This window comes from Thermalbibacter longus (assembly GCF_023806485.1).
Classification (GTDB): Bacteria; Chloroflexota; Chloroflexia; order Thermomicrobiales; family Thermomicrobiaceae; genus Thermalbibacter; species Thermalbibacter longus.
In genome coordinates this window covers 41,970-64,572 of sequence record NZ_JAMSLR010000011.1, presented here as the reverse complement: position 1 = coordinate 64,572, position 22,603 = coordinate 41,970, and the positions used below count along the sequence as shown (strand labels likewise).

Sequence of the window (22,603 nt, the reverse complement as noted above, 5' to 3'; positions counted from 1 at the left end):
CACGCCCGCGGGCAGGGGTTCGGGCCGGAGTACTTGTCACCGGCGGAGAGCACGCAGCGCCGCCAGCAGGCGGTCGAGATCCTCCGGGCCGGTGAAATAGGCACAGGAGACACGCACTGCGTCAGGCACCTGGACGCGCCGCTGGATGATGCGATAGTCCTCCCACAGTCTCCGGCTCAGCTCCTCGCCTGTCCATCCCTCGACGCCAAAGGTGACCAGGCCGGAGCTGTCCTCCCAGGGCCGAGGCGAGTAGAGGGTGACTCCCGGCTCCGCGGCCAGCGCTTCTTTGAAGATCCCGCTCATGGCCGCCATGTGTCGCTCGATCGCCTCCCAGCCGAGCGCGTCCAGATACTCGACGGCCGCACTCAGAGCAACGTAGTCGTGAAAGTTGCGCGTGCCGTACTCGAAGCGCCTTGCGCTGGCGACGAAGGACCACGGCGCCGAAGCCGGTTCCTCACCGAGGAACCGGCGGTCGAAGGGCGGGGATGCCGCCCCCTCGCCGATCAGCGGCGGCTCGACGAGGTCGAGACGGTCGCGACGGACGTAGAGGAAGCCGGTACCCTTCGGCCCGCAGAGCCACTTGTGGCCGTTGCCCGTGGCGAAGTCGCTGCCGATCCGCTGGACATCGACCGGGAACTGGCCTACCGACTGCGCGCAGTCGATCAGGGTCAGGATGCCTCGCTCGCGGCAGCAGGCACAGATCGCCTCGACCGGCAGGCGCGCTCCGGTCTCGCACGAGACGTGACTGACCACGACCAGCTTCGTAGCGGGGCGCAGGGCCTGCAGGAACCGGCTGAGCGTCTCTTCGGGGTCGGGCGAGACCGGGAAGAACGCGAGGCGACCACGTCCACGGCGCTGGGCTAGCGCCCAGGGCAGGAGCACCGCCGGATGCTCCTGGTCGGTCGTCAGTACAGGGTCGTCTGGCCCGAGCGGCAAGCTCGCGGCGATGAGCGCCACGCCGTCGGTGGCGTTGCGCGTGAGCGCGATCTCGTCTGGCTGGGCTCCGATCAGACGGGCAACAGTGGCCCGCGCCCGCTCGTACCCTTGGCGCGCCGCGCCCTCTGCCGCGTGGCCGCCCCGTTCGTACTGCGTCACCGCCGCGACGTGCGCCGCCAGGACGGGTTCAGCCATGATGCCCACGGTGCCGGTGTTGAGGTAGGTGACCTCCTCGAGGATCGGCAAAGCGCTTCGGACAGTCGACACGACGTAGCTGCTCGGGCTGGACATCCCTGCTCCCTTCCCACGGGCCATTCGACTCGCTGTCGGGTACCACTCTTGCGCCGGCGCGTCAAGAGCGTGCGGCGTCGCCGCCTACCGCAGGTCGTCTCGCCGCTCCGAAGACTGCCCGCGCGGCTGTCAGGGCTCGACCAGCAGGCACACCTGGCCGTCGCGAAGTTCCGACATCGGCAACTCGGCCAGCGCCGGATGTTCGAGCAGCCGCCGGTCGGTCGCGGTCACGAACCGCTGGGCCGGCACGCCGCTGAGGGACTGGAGCAGGCGATCCTGGTGCTCCTGGTCGAGCTCGGAGAGCACGTCGTCGAGCAGGAGTACCGGCAACTCGCCGGTCGCGCCGCAGAACGCATCGATCTCGGCCAGCTTCGTGGCGACGACGGCCAGCCGCTGCATGCCACGCGAGCCGAAGGCGGCGAGCTCCTCGCCAGCCAGCGTGTAGACCAGGTCGTCGCGGTGAGGGCCGATCAGCGTCATGCCCCGCCGGAGCTCGTCGTCGCGTATGCCGTGCAGCGCGGACTGGAAGCGCTGGTTTATCCTGGCCTGGGCATCGGGCAGGCTGTCGAGGACGACCCGGTCCCGAAGCGGATCGGGCAAGGGCACCGTGCTCTGGTACTCGAGCGACAGCGGCAGGTCGCTGACCGCCAGACTCCGGAAGTGCCCGTTGAGGGCGCCCGCCAGGCGGTGGACGTAGCGCAGCCTGGCGACCAGCACGTAAGAGCCGTGGATCACGAGCTGTTCATCCCAGTACGCGAGCTGCTCCTCGATCGCGCGACGATCCCGCGACGGCTCGGCCGCGATCTGCTTGAGGAGGCTATTGCGCTGCTCCAGCAGCCGGACGTACCGGCTGAGCGACCGGAGGTAGGCCTGGTCGATCTGCGAGAGCGAGATATCGAGGTAGCGACGGCGGACACTCGGAGAGCCCAGTATCAGCTCGAGGTCTTCGGGGGAAAAAAGCACGACCCGGAGGGTACCCACGACATCGATCGCCCGGCGTGGTAGACCGTCCTGCCTGATCCGCTTGCGGGCACTGTTCCGCTCCGGCTCGACCGTGATCGTCATCTCGATCGTGGTGTGGAGGTGATCGTAGAGGACTTCACCGACCAGCCGCGCGTAGGGAGGCAGCCCGTAGTCGCGCCCGCTGTCGCGATGGATGAGTTGCCGCTCCGTAGCGGTGCGGAAGGAGCGAGTCGTCGCGAGGAGGTAGATCGCCTCGAGGAGCGAGGTCTTGCCAGCGGCGTTCGAGCCGACGAGCCGGAGCCCCGAGGGGGGCAACGGCAGATCGAGGTGATGAAAGCAACGGAACTCCTCGAGCTCGATCCTACGGAGATACATCGCGCAGTCGCTCTCCTACGGCTCGCGAGCGCGGCGTCTTCAGAGAGCAATGGTATCGCGCCGGGCGGGACTCCGGCCGTGCAGCCATCCGTCGTAGTCCCTTCTGCCGGGTAATGGCCTGCCGAGGCAGGCTGCTGCGGGACAGTCACGTGTGGTCTCAGAGTGACGGGCTGAGGCCCGCGCTCGCCGCAGAAACCCGGCTCACAGACAGCTCGCCTGCACGGCTGCCCCGCTCACGGCGATACCGTAGAGCAGCCTCGCTGAGCCCGGCACTTCAGTGCTTGGCGTCGCCCGCACCCAGGCCGCGCACGAGCGTGAACAGAGAGACAGGAGGCGCAGGCAGCCTCGTCCAGGACGCGAGGGCCGTACTCGAGCGGGTGGCAGAGTGCCTTCAGGGATGCGTCAGGCATGACGGGCCGTTCAGCCGCCTGCCGACGGGCCGGGCGCGCTGAGGCGAGCTAGATGTTGCCGATCACCATCGGCATGATCACATGCGTGAACGTTGTGTCGCCGACGGGCCGGAACACGCCGGCTGCGTTGGGGCTGGTCATCTCCAGGGCCACCTCAGCCGACTTCATGACCGAGAGCACATCGGACAAGTACCGGCCATTGAAAGCGATCTGCGCCTTGGGGCCCTCTACTCGCGCCGAGAGGAGATCCTCATTGTCGCCCGCCTCGGCCGCCTGGGCCGAGACGATGACCGCCCCGGGATCCAGCTCGCTATCGCCGGGCAGGAGCTGGAGACGCACGACCTCGTTGTTGGACTGCGCGAAGATCTTGGCGCGCCGGGCCGCGGCCAGGAACGCCTCCCGAGAGACGACCACACGCGTGTTGTAGGTCTTGGGGATGATCTGGCGGAACTCCGGGAAGTGGCCATCGATCAACCGGCTGAGGAATTCGACTGGCCCCGAGCGGGCCAGAAGCTGGCTACGAGTGGGCGTGACCAGCAGGTCGATCGTCCCCTCCGCGTCGGCCATGCTGCGGGCGAGCTCCTGCAATGCTCTCGCGGGCACGATGATCGAGAGATCCTCAGCGACCGGCTCGTCGAGCTCCGCTGAGCGCACCGACAGCCGAAAACCGTCGGCGGCTGCCATCGTGAGCGTCGAGCCCTGGAACTCGACCAGTACTCCGGCCAGCACCGGCCGGCTATCGTCCGTGGCTGCGGCGAAGGCGACCTGGCCGATCATCTCGCGGAGCAGTCCACTCTCGATCCGAGCAGTGGGCGTCTGCTCGCCGATCTCGGGGAGCGTCGGGAAGTCCTCAGCCGGGATGCCCTTGATGTTCGCTTTCGAGTAGCTACAACTCACCGCCAGGGTGAGCGAGCCTGGCTCGATCCGCAGGGTCACCTCGTCACTGGGCAAGCTACTGATGAATTCAGTCAGCAAGTCCGCCCGGACGGTGAGCTGGCCGGCCTCGGCCACGCGGGCCGGGAGCGAAGCGGCGATCGCGATCTCCAGATTGGTCGCGGCCAGGCGCAGTTGGCCCTCCTGGGCCGAGAGGAGCACGTTGCTGAGCACGGGCAGCGTGGACTTGCGTGCCACGGCCCGCGAAACGTGCGCGAGCGCCCGATGGAGTTCACCCTGTTGACAGGTGACCTGCACAGCCGCCTGCTCCCTTCAGTGTCCGTACACTCCCCACGTGCCATTATAGCACAGCGCTGGATGGGCTCAGCGGGAGGTCCGCCCCGGCCGCGAGGTCCAGCGACCTCGCCGGCGGCCCGAGCCCGCCGGCCAAAGGCTCAGGCGCTACGGAGCCGCCGCCCCAGCGCCACGGCGGAGAGGAGCAGTCCGGCCAGGCCAGCGACGGCCAGCACAGTCGCTTTCGGTTCCGGCCCTGGCAGGACCACTTTGCCATCGTCGTAGCTCAGGAAAAGCTGCCCCCACTTGCTCTCCAGCGCCTGCTTTACCCGCCGGCGGCCGTGCACCGGATACCAGTACACGTTGTGATAGAAGTTCGAGGCGAAATACGACCAGGGCACGAGCGGCGAGCGCAGCAACAGGTTCTCGAACGGCTTCAGCGGTCCGTGGTAGATCAGCTTTTGGCCCTTACTAGCAAATGTGTCTCCGGCGACGAACCCCCAGTTCTCGTTCGAGATATCGATGCCGACTACCTCGATCTCCCGCGGGTCGCCGATGCCGAGCCCGCGCTCGTGCGCCAGGCGGATGAAGGGGATCGAGAGCGGATCGAACCCCTGGAGCTTCGCGCTGATGGCATCGATCGCCACCTGATCGGCGCTGGCGAGGATGATGTCCTTCTCGTGCGGGCGCATGGCGCGCGGCCCCGGGCCGTCGCCAGCGAAGGTGCCATCCATCACCGCGAAGATGCCCGGGTGAATCTCCTGCTGGATAGTCAGCAAGTCGACCAGCGTCTCGTGGATGACCGCATGCGTCCAGTGCCGCCGCTCGTTCAAGAGCCCGCCGAACGCGTTCTTCATCGCGCCGGTGATGGTGGTGAAGACATGCGTCTTGACGGTCGGCAGGTGGATGATGTTGCGGCCGAGGAAGAGCTTAGGGATCTTGATCCCCTCGGGGAAGATCTGCGGCAGCACCATCAACTCGCGCTTCGGCTCGTAGACGACCCACTCGACATCCGGTTCGTAGAGATGGATGTTCTCCACCCCGTACTTGTCCACTACATACTTGTGCTTGTTGTTGCGCTCGCCCCGGTACGCATCCACGACGACCGTGCGATTGTGGGCAGCGATGAGACGGCCGTATCCGTCTGCCTTGAGGCGGCGGATCACGCCTTCGAGCTGCCAAGGCGTCGTCGAGCAGCCGGGATACCAGGTGTCCCAGGTGATGTTGACCTTCAAGATCGTGTCGCGATCTTTGGGGAGCGCCGCCTCGTAGCCGGCCATCTGCATCACCCGGCCGATATCGCCCAGCACCGTCTCCGGCGTCGTCCTCAGGACCGCGACCTTTCCCTTGCCGGGGAAATCGATGCTCATTGCTAGCCTCCATTCACTGTGGCAGGGGTAGCGACCGCTCGACACGCCGACCTCCAGGAGCGCGCGGCCGCGTCTCGATGCTACCACCGGCGCTACGCGCTAGCCACGCGACCGCGACGAGTCATATGTTCTATTGTACGTACGCCGTTGACCTGCTAGGATGGTGACTCGACGGCACCGGTTCGTGTAGCCTGCGCAGCCAGGGGTCGCCTCCTGGCTGCCTAGTGAGGATGGACGATGTGACTGGTGGGGGGGCATATCGTCGGGCACTCGCGCTGATCGCGGTCATCACACTGGCTACGGTCGCAGCCGGACTCGAACCGATGCCTCTTCGGGCAGCAGACCTGGCTATCGCGGCACAATCCGCCATCGTCATCGACGCCGACACTGGCACCGTCCTCTACGCGAAGAGTCCCGACCAGCCCTGGGCCCCAGCGAGCCTGACCAAGATCGCGGTCGCGCTGGTCGCCCTCGAGAGCGCTCCGCTCGACGAGGTTCTGACGGTCGACCAGTACGACCTCGTCGGAGAGGCCTCGATGGGGCTGGCAGCCGGTGACGAGCTGACACTGGAGACAGCGCTCTACGGGCTGCTATTGCCGTCGGGCAACGATGCCGCCATGACCATTGCTCGCAACCTCGGCTCCTTGCCCGGGGACTCGCCGCAGGAGTCGGTCGACCGCTTCATGCGGCGCACCAACCTGATGCTCGAACGGATGGGCCTCCACGATACGCATTTTCTCAACCCCCACGGACTGGATCAACCCGGGCATCGCTCAACCGCCCGCGACCTCGCACTGCTCACCCGGGAGGCGCTGCGGAATCCGACCTTTCGCCAGATCATCGGGAGCCCGATCTATCAGGACGAGCACTATGCCCTGCAGCAATCGAACCGGCTGCTCGGCTCGTACCCCGGGCTCATCGGTGGCAAGACAGGCATCACGGACGGTTGTGGCTACTGCCTGATGCAGGCGGCCGAGCGGGACGGCCATACGATTATCGCGGTGTTACTGGGAAGCACCGCTGAGTCCTGGTACCAGGATGCCGAGACCCTGCTGGACTACGGGTTCGCGCAGCTCGCCCGCGGAAGCGCAATGCAGCCGGCGTCGACAGCCGCCCAGGCAGCTCCGCTCGAGACGACGGACGCTGCGGTGACTGGGGATGCAGCGCTCACCCAGGCTGCCACCTCGACAGGGACGGCACCGGCTTCGACCGCCGCTGCACCGTCGCAGCAGCCGGCAACCGGGCTGACGGTGCGCCGGGAGGCACCGGACGTCGCGGTGATCCGCCCGGCGGCGAACACCGAGGAACCGCCTGAGACCTGGCGCTGGCCGGTGTCGGCGCTGCTGGCGATGGGAGCGGCCCTCGCGCTGGTGACCACCTATCCGACTGTACTGGGGCTCGGCAGCCTGCTCTGGCAGCGCCGGGAACGCGCCCGGCGACGCGCCGCCGAGCGCCGGTTGCTCAGGCAACCGGTAGCCAGGCGCTGGGACACGCGTGATGAGCGGCGGAGCCGTTACCGCGGCACAGCCAGGCATGGCATAGCAAGGGACCCGCTGGCACGGGGGCCGAGGCCCACCCGCACACGACCAGCCGGCCTGGAGCGGCCGATCTCTGCTCCAGCGAGCGGCTCCGGCGACCAGCCACGCGTCGTCGCGTTCAACGCCGCCGAGGCGATCACCGCCCGCGCGATCAAGCTGGCTCGCCGTGGCGACTACCATGCCGCCGAGAGCGAGTTCCGGCACGCGCTCAGGGTCGATGCCAGCTACGACTTCACCCGTTGCCCAGGGTTCTGGAGCATGCCTCCAGCCGGCTATGTCATGGCGGCCCGCGCCTACCGCGCCGTCCGCCGTGGCCGGGACGCCAGGACGTTGCTGACCGTCGTGCGGCTGAGCTTCGGCAGCACCCCGCTGCTCGAGGCGGAGCTCGACCAGGCTGCCGCCATCGTCGAGCCGTTGGAGTCACCCGTGTACAAGATGGCCAACCGGCCACTGGCGCGCAGTGGACAGCCGGGGTAGTCCTCTGCTGGGCGTGGATCTGCACGGTCGCGCCCGCATCCCGCGCGCCGGGCGCGTGCGCCGGTAGGCCCTCTGGCTGCTCACACGGAGGTATCGACCCTCGCAACACCGCCCTGCCCCGGGCGCGTTCTCGACGGCCAGCGATGAGTGGCACGCGTGACGTGTGAGGGGCGCCGGCCGGAGCTCGCTACCGAAGCGGGTGTGTACACACCGCAGCACGACCTCGATCGCTGCACCGCGCTGACTACGGCATTGGTTTGATACACTCCGTGTCAGGTGTGCTATAATCCGTCTGTGTCAAGATGGTGAAGTAGCCGGGGAGAGGCTATGCGACGATCGGAACCGCTCTATGTGATCAGTGTGGCGGCGCGACTGCTGGAGTTGCACCCGCAGACATTGCGCAAGTACGAGCGCGAGGGGTTCGTCGCGCCATCGCGGACGCCGGGTAACTTGCGGCTCTATTCAGCCGAAGACCTGGAGAGGCTGCGCCAGGTGAAGCACCTGGTCGAGGAGCGTGGGGTGAATCTCGCTGGCGTTCAGCTCGCGCTCGGGTTGACATCGCGCCTGCGACAGCTTCGGGAGCGGTGCCTGGCGATCTCCGAGCAGTATGACCGGATCTTCGACAGCGTCGTGGCGGAGATCGACACGATGCTACAGGAGATCGGCGCCAGCGTGGAGTCGTAACGCCCCGCGCTTCACCATACCGGTCGCACACTGAACCTACGAAGATGCGAGACGACAGGAGGGGTCGTTTTCTGTCATGAGCACGCAGCGATTCACCGAAAAGGCGCAGGAGGCGTTGCTCGCCGCCCAAAGGGCGGCTGAAAGCCATCAGCACGCTCAGCTCGATGTCGAACATCTGCTGCACGCGCTCGCGGCGCAGCCCGATGGGGTTGTGCCGCAGGTCTTGCTGCGCCTGCAGCTCGATCCACGAGCGGTAACGGCCGAGCTGGAACGCCTCGTCGAGCGCCTGCCGCGGCTCCAGTACGCCGCCCAGCCGACGGTAGCGCCGGCCCTGCGACGGGTACTGGAGCGAGCCGACGCTGAGGCCCAGTCGTTCGGCGATGAGTACATCAGTACTGAGCACCTGTTGCTGGCGGCGCTGGACGCGGCGCCGCGGTCGCCCGCGGTCCAGGCGCTGGCACGACTCGGCGTGACGCGCGAGCGCGTCCTCTCGGCGCTGAGCCAGATCCGCGGCGCCCAGCGGGTCACCACGCCGACGCCCGAGAGCACGTATCAGGCACTCGAGCGCTACGGGCGTGACCTGACCGCCTTGGCCCGGCAAGGAAAGCTCGACCCGGTAATCGGGCGGGACGAGGAGATCCGCCGGGTGATCCAGGTGTTGCTCCGCCGGACGAAGAACAACCCGGTGCTGATCGGAGACCCTGGCGTGGGCAAGACGGCGATCGTCGAGGGGCTCGCCCAGCGGATCGTCCGCGGGGACGTGCCCGAGGGCCTCAAGGACAAGCGGATCGTGCAGCTCGACCTGGCGGCGATGGTCGCCGGGGCGAAGTTCCGCGGCGAGTTCGAGGAGCGGCTGAAGGCCGTCCTCAACGAGATCCAACAGGCGGAAGGCGAGATCATCGTCTTCATCGACGAGCTGCACACCGTCGTCGGCGCCGGCGCAGCCGAGGGCGCGCTGGATGCCTCGAACATGCTCAAGCCGATGCTCGCGCGCGGCGAACTGCACGCGATCGGCGCCACGACCCTCGACGAGTACCGCAAGCATATCGAGAAGGATCCGGCGCTGGAGCGGCGCTTCCAGCCAGTCTACGTCGACGAGCCGTCCGTCGAGGAGACGATCAGCATCCTGCGGGGACTGCGCGAGCGGTACGAGCTGCACCACCAGGTTCGGATCCTCGACTCGGCGCTCGTGGCGGCGGCGGTGCTCTCTCACCGCTACATCACCAACCGCTTCCTGCCGGACAAGGCTATCGACCTGGTCGACGAGGCGGCAGCGCGGCTCCGGATGGAGATCACCAGCATGCCGGCCGAGCTGGACGAGCTGCTGCGCCGGATCACCCAGCTCGAGATCGAGCGCGAGGCCCTGCGCAAGGAGCGGGACGAAGCCTCGCGCCAGCGGCTGCAGGAGCTGGAGCGCGAGCTGGCTAATCTTCGCGAGCAGGAACAGGTGCTGCGCTCTCAGTGGGAGCAGGAACGCCAGGCGCTCCAGCGTATCAGCGAGCTGAAGCAGCAGATCGAGCAGACGCGCCACGAGATCGAGCAGGCGCAGCGCCAGGCCGATTACGCGCGCGCCTCGGAGCTCCAGTACGGCCGGCTGGTGGAGCTCGAGCGGCAGCTCCGCGAGGAGGAGCGACGGCTGAGCGAGGTGCAGACGCACGGCCGGCTGCTCAAGGAGGAGGTCGACGCTGACGACATCGCCGAGGTCGTGAGCGCCTGGACTGGCATCCCGGTGGCGAAGCTGATGGAGAGCGAGATGGAGAAGCTCGTCCACATGGAGGAGCGACTCCACGAGCGGGTCGTCGACCAGGACGAGGCGGTCACCGCAGTGTCCAACGCCATCCGCCGCGCTCGGGCTGGGCTGCAAGACCCGAACCGGCCATTGGGCAGCTTCATCTTCCTGGGCCCGACTGGCGTCGGGAAGACCGAGCTGGCCCGCGCCCTGGCCGAGTTCCTCTTCGACGACGAGCGGGCCATGGTGCGCATCGACATGTCGGAGTACCAGGAGCGGCACACGGTGTCCCGGTTGATCGGCGCGCCGCCGGGCTACGTGGGGTACGAGGAGGGCGGCCAGCTCACCGAGGCCGTACGGCGGCGGCCCTACTCGGTGGTGCTCTTCGATGAGATCGAGAAGGCACACCCCGAGGTGTTCAATGTCCTGCTCCAGGTGCTGGACGATGGCCGGCTGACCGACGGGCAGGGACATACGGTCGACTTCCGCAACACGGTCATCATCATGACCAGCAACCTCGGCTCGTCGTACATCCAGTCCAGCGGCCCGCAGGGCGAGCAGGAGATCCGGCGACGGGTCATGGAGGCGGTGCGCGCCCACTTCCGGCCGGAGTTCTTGAACCGGATCGACGAGATCATCATCTTCAAGCCGCTCACCCGCGAGCAGCTCGCGGAGATCGTCGAGATCCAGCTCCGCCAGGTGCGCAGCCGGCTGCAAGACCGTAACCTGACCTTGCAGGTGACGCCACGGGCCAAGGAACTGCTCGCCGAGCGGGGCTACGACCCGGTGTTCGGCGCACGACCGCTCAAGCGCGTGATCCAGCGTGAGCTGCTCGACCCGCTGGCCACGAAGCTGCTCCGCGGCGAGATCCGCGACGGCGAGACAGTGCTGGTGGACGTGGGGCCAGACGGCAATTTGAGCATCCGTGGCGTGCTGACCGAGGCCGAGGTGGTCGCCTGACCGGTGGCATGGGCTCGCGGAGGGGTCGGGGCACGAGATGCCTCCCCCTCCGCGCTCAGCTCGCCGGTAAGGGGCTGAGGCGGGCACGGTCACGGTTGCATCCGAAGTCGAGCAGAGCTGTAGAGCGACGCGAGGTTGCCGCGGGTGACGGCGCGCCGTACCCTGGAACGGAGACGGGCAGCGCGGCACTCCGGAGGGACGCACGATGGAGTTCGGTACCATCTTTGCCGAGCTGATCAAGTTCCTGCTGATCCCGATCGTCCTGCTGCTGGTGCCCTTGCTGGTCATGCTCATCTTCGATATCGCGGCACACCTCGGGGAGCTCTTCGGCGAGCGGTAGGCAGCGTGAACTCGCGGCGACGCCTGGAGAGCAGCCAAGCGTTGAATCGCATCTCTCGGCCCGGTCGCAGGGGAAAGCGGATCAGCGATGAGCGGGATCGACACACTGGCCAAGGCGATCATCCTAATGGGCGTGGCACTAGTCGTCATCGGCCTGCTGCTCTTGCTGGCCGGACGCGTGCCCTACCTCGGCCGGCTGCCTGGTGACATCATTTACCGGCGCGATAACGTGACGATCTACATCCCGCTGGCGACCATGCTCCTCCTGAGCATCCTCCTCACTATCGCGCTCAACCTCTTCTTCCGGCGCTGACGACCTGTGGAGATCGGCACGGGCGCACCAGCACCGCTGGGTCCCTAACAGCCCGTCGTCGCGGTCGTCGATGACCTGGAAGTTATCTCCGGTTCCCTGCGATCCAGTCCTCGCGAGGGAACCCTCTCCTCGCCGCCGTCGTCTTCAACGGTGACAGCAGAGTCGTCCACGACGAGGAGGCAGGAGATGGGATCGACCCGAACCGCACGGCCGTACTCCATGTTGCTCCTCTCGCTGCTGCTCACGCTGGCTGTGGTGACGGCCTGCAGCCGCGGCGAGCGCCCCGAAGGGCAATCGGCTGAACCTGTAGTGGCATCCACCGCTGTTGCCCCCGACCAGGCACGAACGGCGCCGGCGAGCGGGACGCTCGAGGTGCCCGCCCCAGCCTCGAGCGGAACGACGATCGGCGGGACGTTCGACCGGTTCGTTATCCGAACTGGCGAGCTCGAACTCCAGGTGAGCGACGTCGGGCAAGCGCTGGTGGCCATCCGGCAGTTAGCAATCGATGCTGGGGGCTTCGTGCTCAGCTCCTCCACTTACGCGCAGGGAGAGGAAGAGAAGCGGCAGACGGCCACGCTGACCATCCAGGTGCCGTCCGACCGCTTCGACCAGTTCCTCAACCAGGTGCGCACGAGCCCGCTCGTGGTAGAGGTCGAGCGGGAGCAGCTCCAGAGCCAGGACGTGACCGAGGAGTACCTCGATCTCGATGCCCGGCTGCGCAACCTCCAGGCGACCGAGCAGCGCTACCTGGCCCTCCTCGACCGGGCCAGCACTATCGAGGAGATCCTGCGTGTCGAGCAGGAGCTGAGCCGGGTTCGCTACGAGATCGAGCAGGTGACCGGGCGCAAGCAGTACCTCGAGCGGCACATCGCGTACGCGCAGGCGACCATTACCCTGGTCCCGGTACCGTCGGCCCAGAGCGCGACAGGCCCAGCGTTCGACCTCGCGCGCGCCGTCGAGCGCGCCTGGCAGGCGTCGCTGCGGTTCATCGGCGGTGTCGCCGAGATCACGGTGATGGTCCTCGTGTTCTTCTGGTGGCTGTGGCCGGTGCTAGCAGCACTCGCCCTGCTCGCGCTGCGCTGGCGCAGCCGCCGACAAGCGCCGGGCACGACCAACCCGTGATACGATACCCAGCGGCCCGTTCGAGAATCCGAATCCCGAAGGGAGGATCGTGGTGTCGGAGACCCGGCAGGCGCAGCCTATCGATCCGGGAGTACTGGAGCTGCTGCGCGCGGTCAGCACGGCGACGTTGAGCACCCAACTCTACCGCCGAGGCTTTCGCAACCTGTTCATGCACGACGTTCAGCCACTGCGTCCCGACCTGCGACTGGTCGGCCAGGCATTCACCCTGCGCTACATCCCGTTGCGGGAAGACCTGGAGCGTACCGGCGAGTTCGACAACCGGACGAACAAGCAGCGCATCGCGGTCGAGTCGGTCGGCCCAGGTGACGTGCTCGTGATCGACGCGCGGGGCGACACGCGGGCCGGCGTGCTGGGCAACATTCTGGCCGCCCGGATCAAGGCCCGCGGCGCGGCAGGCATCGTCACCGACGGCGCCTTCCGCGACACGCCGGAGATCCGTGAGCTGGGAATCCCGGCCTACGCCCGTAGCCAGAACGCGAACCTCTCGATCAGCATCCACCACCCGGCGGACATCAACGTCCCCATCGCCTGCGGAGGCGTCGCCGTCTTGCCGGGTGACGTGATCGTGGGGGATGCGGAGGGCGTGATCGTCGTCCCGCGCTCGGTCGTCGAGGAGGTAGCGCGCGCCGCCTACGAGCAGGAGCGGCTCGAGGCGTTCATCTTCCAGAAAGTGGCAGCGGGCAGCAGCATCCTCGGCGTCTACCCGCCAGACGAGGCGACGCTCGCCGAGTACGAGGCGTCGCGGAGCGGAGGCGATCCGGGGGATCCTCCTCGCTAGCCTCGAGCGCCGAGGAACGCCAGCGCGGCCAGCGCATACGCCCTGGTCGCGGCCATCACCTCGTCGATGCCGACCCACTCGTCCGGCTTGTGCGCCAGCGAGGGGTCTCCCGGGCCGTAGATGATCGTCGGGTACCCCTTGGCGGCGAAGAAGCGCCCATCGGTGCCCATGCTGAACCCGGTCAGCTCGGTGTCGAGCCCCAGGAAGCGGTTGACCGCGAGCATGCCCTGGACCACCGGGCTCTCTGGGGGGCTCATAACTGCCGGTCGACCACCCCACTCCCGCGCCGGGCCGACCTCGACTCGCAAGCCAGGCACGCCGGCCACTGCTCGCTCGGCCACCTCGCGCACCTCGGCGATCGCCTCCTCCGGCATCTCGCCCGGGATCAGCCGGCGATCGATAAAGATGGAGCAGCGGTCGGGAACCACGTTCGTCTTGACTCCACCCTCGATCAGGCTAATCGTGGCGGAGGCATGGGCGAAATAGGGGTGGGTCTTCCGCTCGAGCCTCGGCCACAGCTCCTGTTGCAGCGCGGTGATGACCCTGGCCATCCCCTCGATCGCGTTGACTCCCTCCCACGGGAGCGCGCCATGCGCCGTGCGGCCGTAGACCACCACGCTGATGCCGACTCCGCCGCGCTCACCCACACAGATGCGATTCAGGGTGGGCTCGCCGACGATCACGTAGTCCGGCTGGATGTCGGGCCGCTCGGCGATCAGGTGCGCTCCGAGCCGCCCGCCCACCTCCTCGTCGGCCACCTCGTTGACGATCAATGTGCCGCGGATGGGAACGCCCGAGCGCTTCAACGCGATCGCCCCCATCACCTGGGCGGTGACACTGGCCTTGTCGTCGTTGGCGCCCCGGCCGTAGACCCTGCCTTCGGAGATCTCGGCCGCGAACGGCGGGTGTGTCCAGCTCGCCTCCTCGCCGACCGGGACGACATCGAGGTGAGAGTTGAAGAGGAGAGTGGGCCCGTCCCCGGCGCGCAGCCAAGCGATCAAGTTCGGCTTGCTAGGTTCGGCGGTCTCGAACTCGGTCTCGAAGCCCTCGGCGGCGAGCGTGCGCCGGCAGTACTCGGCCGCGTCGCGGACATCGCCTGGTGGGTTGACGGTCGGGATCCTGACCAGATCGCGCAGGAACGCGATCACCTCATCCTCGCGGATCTCTGCCAGCACGCGCTCTGCAAGCGTCGCATCGAGCCGGGGGTCGGCGCTCATCGACCGAGACCTCCTCATCTTGGGCGCTGCCGCCACTCGATCGCTGGGACGACATACCCGGGCCGTGCTGCCCAGAGCGGCGGCCGGGGCTATGCTATGCTCGCCGATGGTGTGCAGAGCGTCAAGGACGACGCGATGCCCGGCAGGCTTGCGGTGTTCGAGACGCGATCCGGCACTACGATGCTAGCGGCCAGAGCCGCGATCGAGCAGCCGGAATCGGCGAGCGAGTCGAGTGATCGAAGCAAGGAGGAGGCCAGGTGACGGCTGTCCTGAGCGGAAAGGTGGAGATCGAGCAGGTGCTGCGCGACGTCCGCGCGCTCGTTTTCGACATGGACGGGGTGCTGTATCGGGGCAACACCCGGCTGCCGCACGTGCGTGAGCTGCTTGCGGAGCTCGACCGTCGAGGACTCCCCTACGCGATGGTCACCAACAACTCGACCCGCACGCCCGCCCAGTACGCCGAGAAGCTCGCCGGGATGGGGATCTCCACCCCGCCAGATCGCATCTTGACCTCGAGCCTGGTGACCCGAGCCTGGCTGGAGCAGCAGTACCCACCCGGCACTCGCATCTACATCGTCGGGATGGCCTCGCTGCAGCAGGCCATCCTCGGCGATGGCCACTTCGCGCCAGCAGAGTCCGATGCCGAGGTGGTGGTGAGCGGAGCCGACTTCAGCCTTACCTACGATAAGCTTCGAATCGCGACGCTGGCCATCCGCCGGGGAGCGCACTACGTGGCGACCAACCCGGACAAGACGTTTCCCTCGGAGGAAGGCCTGATCCCGGGGGCTGGGGCAATCATCGCGGCGCTGGTCGCCGCGACCGACGTCACGCCGGTCGTGATCGGCAAGCCGGAGCCGGCGATCATGCTCCAGGCCGCCGCGCTGCTCGGCGTCGAGCCAGCGCAGGTGCTTGCGATCGGCGACCGGCTCGATACGGATGTGCTCGCCGGGCAGCGCGCTGGCTTCCGAACCGCGCTGGTTCTGACCGGCGTCGCCACGCTGAGCGACGTGGACGACAGCCATGTGCGCCCCGACCTCGTGCTGCCGAATCTGGAGCCGCTCGTCGACTACTTCCGCGAGGAGCGTTCGTGAGGCAGGTCGGCCGCTACCACGTCGAAGATCCGGCCAAGATCCAGGGGCGGGATGACCTCCGGCCCTCAGACCGTAACCCGGGCGGTTTGCGGTTGCGCTACGCCTTGCAGGCGCTGGCCGAGGCTCGAGGGCGCGTCCTAATACCCGGCTGCGGGGCAGGACGCTATGTGCGGGCAATCGCCCAGGCTCGGCCAGATCTGGAGCTCATCGGCGGCGACCTGAGCCTGACGGCCGTGAGGGAGGCGTGCCAGCGCCACGCGGGCGGCCGCTATCTGGCGCTCGACGCTGCCAGGTTGCCCTTCGGTGACTGCACCTTCTCAGCAGTCGTCTTCTTCGATCTCCTAGAGCATGTGCCGGACTATCGGGGCATGTTGGCAGAGATTGCGCGCGTGCTCCGGCCCGGCGGCATCCTGCACGCCTATGTGCCGCTCGAGGCGCAGCCAGCGACGGTCTACCGGCTGCTGGAGCACAGCCAGCGCATCCCGATCCACCGTTGGAAGCGCGACCACGTCGGCCACATCAACCGGTTCGACGACGAGCAGGTGTCGCGGCTCGTCTGGGAAGCGGGCCTGGAGATTCGCCATCTTGCGTACAGCTTCCACCCCGTCGGCCAATTTCACGACCTGGTGGACTACTGGCAGCGCGAGCGCCAGGCCGGCGGGCCTGGCTGGCTCCCGCTGCCAGCGGTGCGCTGGGTAACCCGAGCCATCTTCGCCGTGACCTGGCGCCTTGCCTACCTGGAAGACCGGATTGCCCGCGGACGGATGCTCGCCTCCGGGCTGCACCTCACGGCCATTAAGCCGTAAGGGCGTGCCCTAATACCCTGCCCGACCGCTCACCGGCGCTTGCGGTTGGAGTCTCCATCGAGCATCGCGTTCAACGCGCGTACCCAGCGGTTCGGTTTGCCGCCTTGCCGCGTGCTCGCCATCCGCACGGCCGTGCCGAGCGCTCGGCCGATCGACTGCTCAGCCACCGGTCGTGCCTGCGCAGCGGGCTGGGTGCGAGGTCGCGACGATGCGCGGGCAGCCGATGGGGAGGGCGAAGGCGGCGAATTGGCCGGACGAGCGGGGGTAGCGGGCTTGGTGCGCATAGCGCGAAGCGCCCGAGAAAGCCGGTCATCAGCCGGCTGGAGATGGCCCCCACGGCGCTTCCAGCGATACCGGCTGACGATCATCCCGGCAAAGCCGCCGGAGTAGGCGACGGCCGCTCCAGGGCCGACCGGGTTGGCCGAGATGATGTCGATCCCTCCGACATCCGTGACCCAGATCACCCCTGCCGTCAACAGGTAGCCGATGATCCAGGCAGCGGTCTCGTTCACCGCCTGGCCGAAGCGGTGGCATGTCTTCCATGAAAGGAGAAAGACGAGCGGAACGATAAGCCACACAGTTGCACGCAGCCTCTGCTCAGAACCGACCTCCGGCTCAAGCGTACCGGAATCCTCGCGAACGCGCCAGCGTTCCCCCACTCTCGTCACCGGGTCCCTAGCGACCGGGTCGAATTGGCCGGTCGAGGGTAGTGGTATGCGGAGACCGCGGCGCGGCGAATGACATGGCGTTGGCAGGCCCGCGTGGTGGTGCGGATAAACCGGTGAGAGTTCAGGGAAAACGGTCACGCGATCGCGGGTGAATCTGCCGCAGTGGCCGTCGCCGGCGGCCGCGCTTTGGTAGCCTTGGGGCCGCCGGAGGGCGTACCCCTCTGAGGTCTTGTAGTATACGAGTATATAGGTAAACCAACGGGAAGTGGGAAGGGAAGGGAGCGATCGATGACCGGTATCCCATCGACGCGCTCGATCGCCAGGACCAGCGCGCGCTACCCTCAGCCAGTGATCGGCTTCTGGCTCCTCGCGCTCGTCCTCGCCGCCATGGCGGCGACCCACCTGCAACTCGACACCACCGCACGCTTCACGAACAAGCCCGAATCCGTGCGCGGGCGCGAGCTTCTGCTGCAAGGCTTCCACTCCGATAACCCTGCCATCGAAACGCTCATCGTCCGCTCGGACATCTCCACGGTCGATGACCCGGTATTCCAGGCCACCGTCCAGGACATCGTTCGCCGGCTCACCGAGCGCTCGCACCTTATCGACGCCGTCGTGACCTACTATCATCTCGAGGCGCTCGGCCATCCCGCCGCCGGGTCGATGGTCTCCCCTGATCGCCACGCCTTGCTGATGCGGGTTCAGATGGCCGGAACGGTCGAGCAGATCTCCGGGCGCGCCGAAGAGTACGAAGCACTGGTTCGCGAGCTTAACCGGCCCGGCTTCGAGGTGCTCTCCCTGGGATCGATCACTGTCCACCACGAGTTCAATCAGGTCGCCGAGTCGGATCTTCGCCGCGGCGAGGCGATCGGGCTGCCGATCGCGTTGCTGGTTCTCATCGCCGTCTTCGGCGCGCTGGTCGCGGCGGGCGTCCCGGTGATTCTGTCGATCGTCTCGATCATCATCGCGCTGGGGCTGACCACCTTCGTCGGCCGCTTCGTCGATCTTTCCCTCTACGTCGTCAACATGATCACGATGATCGGGCTGGCGATCGGCATCGACTACGCGCTGTTCATCATCTCGCGCTACCGCGAGGAGCGCAGCAAGGGCCTCGCGGTCGTGGACGCGGTGGGGAATGCCGGCGCCACGGCCGGCAAAGCGGTGCTCTTCTCCGGGATGACCGTCGTGCTGACGCTCGCCGGTCTTGTGTTCCTCCCCACGAACATCTTCCGCAGCCTGGGGGCAGGGGCCGTGGTGGTCGTGCTGGTAGCCATGCTCGCTATGCTCACGCTGGTGCCAGCGTTGCTGGGGCTCCTGGGAGACAGGATCGACTGGCCACGACGGCGTCGCACCCGGGTAATGACGCCGAGCATGGTATCCAATCAGGGCGCCGGCTCCGCCGGTAGGATTGGCTTCTGGTGGCGCATCACGCACCTGATCATGGCACGGCCGCTCCTGAGCGCCGCCGCTGCCGGACTAGTGCTGGTCGCGCTGGCGCTCCCCTCGCTCGATCTCCGGCGAGGGAGCGCGGACAACCTTTCCACCTTGCCCGACGGCGAGGTCAAGCACGCCTACCAGGCACTGGCGAGAGACTTCCCCACCGGATTGCTGGACCCCATCGAGATCGCGGTCGATGGGCAGCGCACGCCTGAGTCCGAGGCCGCCATCGCCAGGCTCGTCGAGCGCATGCGTCGAACCCCGCCGTTTACCCCAGCGGCCGAGGTCGAGTGGACGACTGCCGGCAACCTGGCCGTGATCAGGGTACCGCTTGCGGTAGACCCCTCGAGCCCCGAGGCGATTCAGGCGGTCAAGACCCTGCGCGGTGAGCTGATCCCCACCGCCTTCAACGGAGTGCCAGCACGGGTCTACGTTACCGGGAGTTCAGCCTTCAACACTGACTTCCTCGACCTGATGGACCGCTTCACCCCCTGGATCTTTGCCTTCGTCCTGAGCCTGAGCTTCATCCTGTTGCTGATTGCCTTCCGCTCGATCGTGATCCCGGCGAAGGCCATCTTGCTCAACCTGCTCTCGGTCGGCGCAGCGTACGGCACATTGACCATCGTCTTTCAGAAGGGCATCGGGAACGAGCTCCTCGGATTCACGCACACGCCGGTGATCGAAGCTTGGGTGCCGATCTTTCTCTTCTGCGTGCTCTTCGGACTCAGCATGGACTACCATGTCTTCCTGCTCAGCCGCATCCAGGAGCACTACCTGTTGACCGGCTCGAACCGCGAGGCGGTCGCCGCTGGGCTCACCGCAACCGGGCGACTGATCTCCGGAGCGGCGCTCATCATGATTGTCGTCTTCGCGGGCTTCGCCTCCGGCCGGCTCATCGTGTTCCAGCAGCTCGGCTTCGGGCTCGCGGTCGCCGTCCTGCTCGATGCCACCGTCATCCGCACCGTGCTGGTGCCGGCGACGATGGCGGTCCTTGGCCGCTTCAACTGGTACCTGCCCGCCTGGCTGCGGTGGCTCCCGGATCTGCGCATCGAGGGTCCTCGGCGAGTCCCGGCACACGAACCGGCACTGGCAACCGATCCTTCCGGCGAGTAGTGGCTAGCTTCACAGGGGCTTCCGAAGCGGCGATACTCGGTGACGAGTCGTTACCAGCGGTACTCCTCGTGCTTCGAGAAGGAGGCTTGCCTTGCGCGGGAGGCGACTGTTTCTCTCGGCTCTCGGGCTGCTCGGGGCCCTCACCCTCTGGAGGCTGGCCAGCCAGCGATCACCAGTGACGCCGGCTGAGGAGACTGAACAGGTGCGGCGCTTCTACGACCGGATAGCGACGCGCTACGACCGGGGAATCAGGCTGGGTGAGTGGGTCCTCTTCAAAGAGGGTCGCCGCTGGGCCGCCGCGCAAGCCCGCGGCGAGACGCTGGAGATCGGCATCGGTACGGGGCGCAACCTGCCGTACTACCCAGCCGAAGTCCGCCTGACCGGTATCGATGTCAGCCCGGCCATGCTCGAACTGGCTCGCGAGCGGGCGCGGCAACTGAACCGCCCGGTCGAGCTGCGCGCCGGCGACGCCCAGGCACTCGACTTCCCCGCTGCCTCATTCGATACAGTAGTCTCGACGCTCTCGCTCTGCACCATTCCTGACCCAGCACAGGCCGTCCGGGAAGCCGCGCGCGTGCTCAGGCCCGGCGGGCGGCTCATCCTACTGGAGCACGTGCGGAGCCCGCTGTTGCCGGTCCGGGTGATCCAGCGGCTGCTGGAACCGATCACCGTGCGGCTGGAGCATGACCACCTGCTGCGGGAGCCGCTCGAGTATGTCGAGGCGGCCGGGCTCGTGGTGGAGCAGCTCGAGCGCTCCCGGCTCGGACTGGTCGAGCGGCTGGTGGCGCGCAAGCCGGAATAACCGGGCTTCAGGTGCGGTCAGGGGGACCGGTCTCGACCGGCACGTCGTCGCGGTTGCCCCACTCCGCCCAGCTCCCCTCGTAGACCCGCACATTCCGGTAGCCGGCCAGCAGCAACGCCAGCGCCGCGTGGGCAGCGCGCACGCCTCCCTGGCAGTAGGTGATCACCGGCGTGTCGGGGGTGACGCCGACTGCCTCGTGCCGGGCCCGGATCTCCTCGGGCGACTTAAAAGTGCGGTCCCCGTCCCAGTCGAGATTCTCCTGCCAGAAGCGATGAATGGCGCCGGGCACATGCCCGCCGCGCCGCGACCGCACCTCCTCGCCGGTGTACTCGCTCAACCGGCGAACGTCGAGGATCACAGCCTCAGCGGTGTTCATCGCCTGGAGGACATCGTCGAGTGTCGCGATCAGCTCGGGATGCGCGTCAGCGGTGAGCGTGAAGCGGGCAGGCACCACCGGGGCCTCTTCGGTACTGACCGGACGCCCTTCGGCAAGCCACTTCGTCCAGCCGCCCTCGAGGATCCGTACCTGGTGCCCGCGGCCGTAGCGGGTGAGGACGAGCCAGACCCTGGCACCGAAATGCCCGCCTTCGTCATCGTACGTGACGATCAGGTGCTCATCGCCCACCCCGTGCCGACCCAACTCGGCAGCGACGCGCTCTGGTGGGGCCATCATGAATTCGACCGGGTGGTTCGGGTCGCTGAGCGCGGCGTCCCAGTCGAAGTAGATGGCCCCCGGGATATGCCCCTGGCGATACTCGTGGTAGGGATCTCGGCCATCGAAGTAGTAGCGGCAATCGAGGATACGCAGGCTCGGGTCACCAAGACGCTCGGCCAGCCATTCGGTGCTGACCAGGACATCTTCTCGGCGAAGCTCCAGAGGCATACCCGATCTCCGATCACGAGCCCGAATCGCCAAATGAGTATACGAGGACGCCAGGGCATTCACGATGTGGACTGCGGGTTCCCTGGCTCAGAACGTAATCGCTCTCGCCGCCAGCGGAGATAGGCCGCATAGCGCAACAACTCGGCCAGATCTTCCTGGGTCAGGCCGGTGAGGACATCTGGCGGAGCAGCCGCGGGAACCTCCTCGGCTGGAGCCGGCTCGAGCTGGTCAGCGATGGCCCGGAGCAGGCCGGCCAGCGAGAGACCATACGCACCAGCCAGGCTCTCCAGCGCTTCCGGTGAGGGGGCCTTCAACCCGCGCTCCAGCTCGCTCAGGTAGGGAACCGAGAGACCAGACCGCTCGCTGAGCTCGCGTAGCGACCACCCGTGACCGTGTCGCAACCCCGAGAGCGCTCGCGACAGCGCTGCCCGATACTCCGCTCCCGCAGCCGGATCACCGGTCGAATCCCCTCGCACGCTCACTGGCCCAGCACCTGGATAACGACGTTGCGGGTTCGGGGATGAGTATCGAAGTCGATCAAGACCACCCGCTGCCAGGTCCCGAGCAACATCTCGCCGTTCTCGAACGGGACCGTGACCGACGGTCCGAAGACCAGAGCCCGCAGGTGACTGTGCGCATTGTCGTCGTAGTTGAGCCGGTCGTGGAGATAGTCGCAACCGGCTGGGGCGATTCGCTCTCCTACCTGCTTCACGTCCTCGATCAGTCCAGGCTCGTACTCACTGATCGTGACACCGGCGGTCGAGTGAGCAACGAAGACGGTTACGATGCCGAGCTGGAGCCCGCTCTCGACGATCGCCTCGCGAGCGATCGGTGTTAGGTCGATCATCTGATCGTTCCCCTGCGTCGGCACCTGAGCGCGCGCCGAGTAGACCCTGCACATACCCGACATCCATTCCACTTCTCCACGGACTGCTCGCGGGCGAAACCTGCAGCAGGTCATCGACTGCGCCGCAGCCCTGGCTGCACGCTGCGCTCTGGTTGGCTAGACGATCGGGAACCGCCGCGCCCCTCTCCGAACCTTCTGCGCTCGTGGTCTCTTCTCCCCTGTCGTCCTCTAGCTCGCGTTTCCCCCCTCGCAGCGCCTACCGCGTC

20 protein-coding genes are annotated in these 22,603 nt (G+C 67.3%); 11 read left to right on the top strand and 9 right to left on the bottom strand.

Annotated features, from left to right (window positions below):
- Nucleotides 1-36 precede the first annotated feature (36 nt).
- The 4 genes from NET02_RS13455 to NET02_RS13440 form a co-directional block, all read right to left on the bottom strand.
- A complete protein-coding gene (locus NET02_RS13455; protein WP_284057944.1) occupies nt 37-1,227 on the bottom strand; it encodes an aminotransferase class V-fold PLP-dependent enzyme in 1,191 nt (396 codons plus the stop codon).
- 129 nt (nt 1,228-1,356) lie between these two features.
- Nucleotides 1,357-2,565: a DNA replication/repair protein RecF gene (gene recF, locus NET02_RS13450; protein WP_284057943.1), complete on the bottom strand. Its 1,209-nt coding sequence runs from the start codon at nt 2,563-2,565 to the stop codon at nt 1,357-1,359.
- A gap of 458 nt (nt 2,566-3,023) precedes the next feature.
- Complete coding sequence (gene dnaN / locus NET02_RS13445; protein ID WP_284057942.1) at nt 3,024-4,166, bottom strand: DNA polymerase III subunit beta; 1,143 nt, start codon at nt 4,164-4,166, stop codon at nt 3,024-3,026.
- Nucleotides 4,167-4,303: 137 nt separating this feature from the next.
- Nucleotides 4,304-5,512, bottom strand: coding sequence for a DUF362 domain-containing protein (locus tag NET02_RS13440; protein ID WP_284057941.1), 1,209 nt, complete (start codon nt 5,510-5,512; stop codon nt 4,304-4,306).
- 239 nt (nt 5,513-5,751) lie between these two features.
- Between NET02_RS13440 and NET02_RS13435 the strand changes: the two genes are divergently transcribed.
- The 7 genes from NET02_RS13435 to NET02_RS13405 all read left to right on the top strand — a co-directional run bounded on the left by NET02_RS13435 (nt 5,752) and on the right by NET02_RS13405 (nt 13,473).
- Nucleotides 5,752-7,527 (top strand): D-alanyl-D-alanine carboxypeptidase family protein, encoded by a 1,776-nt coding sequence (locus NET02_RS13435; protein WP_284057940.1) that lies wholly within the window; start codon nt 5,752-5,754, stop codon nt 7,525-7,527.
- Between the two features lie 327 nt (nt 7,528-7,854).
- Nucleotides 7,855-8,211, top strand: coding sequence for a heat shock protein transcriptional repressor HspR (locus tag NET02_RS13430; RefSeq protein WP_284057939.1), 357 nt, complete (start codon nt 7,855-7,857; stop codon nt 8,209-8,211).
- Between the two features lie 76 nt (nt 8,212-8,287).
- Nucleotides 8,288-10,900: an ATP-dependent chaperone ClpB gene (gene clpB, locus NET02_RS13425; RefSeq protein ID WP_284057938.1), complete on the top strand. Its 2,613-nt coding sequence runs from the start codon at nt 8,288-8,290 to the stop codon at nt 10,898-10,900.
- Nucleotides 10,901-11,105: 205 nt separating this feature from the next.
- Nucleotides 11,106-11,240 carry a hypothetical protein gene (locus NET02_RS13420; RefSeq protein ID WP_284057937.1) on the top strand — a complete coding sequence of 45 codons (135 nt, stop codon included), beginning with the start codon at nt 11,106-11,108 and terminating at the stop codon, nt 11,238-11,240.
- 87 nt (nt 11,241-11,327) lie between these two features.
- Complete coding sequence (locus NET02_RS13415; RefSeq protein ID WP_284057936.1) at nt 11,328-11,552, top strand: DUF2905 domain-containing protein; 225 nt, start codon at nt 11,328-11,330, stop codon at nt 11,550-11,552.
- 186 nt (nt 11,553-11,738) lie between these two features.
- Nucleotides 11,739-12,674, top strand: a complete 936-nt coding sequence (locus NET02_RS13410) for a DUF4349 domain-containing protein (RefSeq protein ID WP_284057935.1) — start codon at nt 11,739-11,741, stop codon at nt 12,672-12,674.
- Nucleotides 12,675-12,726: 52 nt separating this feature from the next.
- Nucleotides 12,727-13,473: a ribonuclease activity regulator RraA gene (locus NET02_RS13405; RefSeq protein WP_284057934.1), complete on the top strand. Its 747-nt coding sequence runs from the start codon at nt 12,727-12,729 to the stop codon at nt 13,471-13,473.
- Here the strand turns inward: NET02_RS13405 and NET02_RS13400 are convergent.
- Entirely contained in the window at nt 13,470-14,690 is a 1,221-nt protein-coding gene (locus tag NET02_RS13400; protein ID WP_284057933.1) for a M20 family metallopeptidase, read from the bottom strand. The two genes, NET02_RS13405 and NET02_RS13400, sit on opposite strands and share 4 nt — an antisense overlap.
- Nucleotides 14,691-14,947: 257 nt before the next feature.
- On the opposite strand from NET02_RS13400, the gene NET02_RS13395 reads away from it, so the two are divergent.
- On the top strand, nt 14,948-15,781 hold the full coding sequence (locus NET02_RS13395; RefSeq protein ID WP_284057932.1) for an HAD-IIA family hydrolase: 834 nt from the start codon (nt 14,948-14,950) through the stop codon (nt 15,779-15,781).
- Nucleotides 15,778-16,587, top strand: a complete 810-nt coding sequence (locus NET02_RS13390) for a class I SAM-dependent methyltransferase (RefSeq protein ID WP_284057931.1) — start codon at nt 15,778-15,780, stop codon at nt 16,585-16,587. The genes NET02_RS13395 and NET02_RS13390 overlap by 4 nt, the downstream gene beginning before the upstream one ends.
- A gap of 29 nt (nt 16,588-16,616) precedes the next feature.
- Here the strand turns inward: NET02_RS13390 and NET02_RS13385 are convergent, their stop codons facing one another.
- Nucleotides 16,617-17,165, bottom strand: a complete 549-nt coding sequence (locus NET02_RS13385) for a hypothetical protein (RefSeq protein WP_284057930.1) — start codon at nt 17,163-17,165, stop codon at nt 16,617-16,619.
- Nucleotides 17,166-17,543: 378 nt separating this feature from the next.
- Here NET02_RS13385 and NET02_RS13380 point away from each other — a divergent pair, with 378 nt between their 5' ends.
- Both NET02_RS13380 and NET02_RS13375 read left to right on the top strand, forming a co-directional pair.
- The gene (locus NET02_RS13380) at nt 17,544-19,805 is read left to right on the top strand and encodes an MMPL family transporter (RefSeq protein ID WP_284057929.1); all 2,262 of its coding nucleotides are present in this window, start codon (nt 17,544-17,546) and stop codon (nt 19,803-19,805) included.
- A gap of 175 nt (nt 19,806-19,980) precedes the next feature.
- Nucleotides 19,981-20,607 (top strand): class I SAM-dependent methyltransferase, encoded by a 627-nt coding sequence (locus NET02_RS13375; RefSeq protein WP_430981084.1) that lies wholly within the window; start codon nt 19,981-19,983, stop codon nt 20,605-20,607.
- A 7-nt stretch (nt 20,608-20,614) separates the two neighbouring features.
- Here NET02_RS13375 and NET02_RS13370 read toward each other — a convergent pair whose 3' ends face one another.
- Genes NET02_RS13370 through NET02_RS13360 form a run of 3 tightly spaced genes read right to left on the bottom strand, consistent with a single transcriptional unit; the run spans nt 20,615 to nt 22,391 of the window.
- Nucleotides 20,615-21,490, bottom strand: a complete 876-nt coding sequence (locus NET02_RS13370) for a sulfurtransferase (protein WP_284057927.1) — start codon at nt 21,488-21,490, stop codon at nt 20,615-20,617.
- Nucleotides 21,491-21,549: 59 nt separating this feature from the next.
- Entirely contained in the window at nt 21,550-21,972 is a 423-nt protein-coding gene (locus NET02_RS13365) for a helix-turn-helix domain-containing protein (protein ID WP_284057926.1), read from the bottom strand.
- Nucleotides 21,969-22,391, bottom strand: a complete 423-nt coding sequence (locus NET02_RS13360; protein ID WP_284057925.1) for a secondary thiamine-phosphate synthase enzyme YjbQ — start codon at nt 22,389-22,391, stop codon at nt 21,969-21,971. Before NET02_RS13360 ends, NET02_RS13365 begins: the two co-directional genes overlap by 4 nt.
- Nucleotides 22,392-22,603 lie beyond the last annotated feature (212 nt).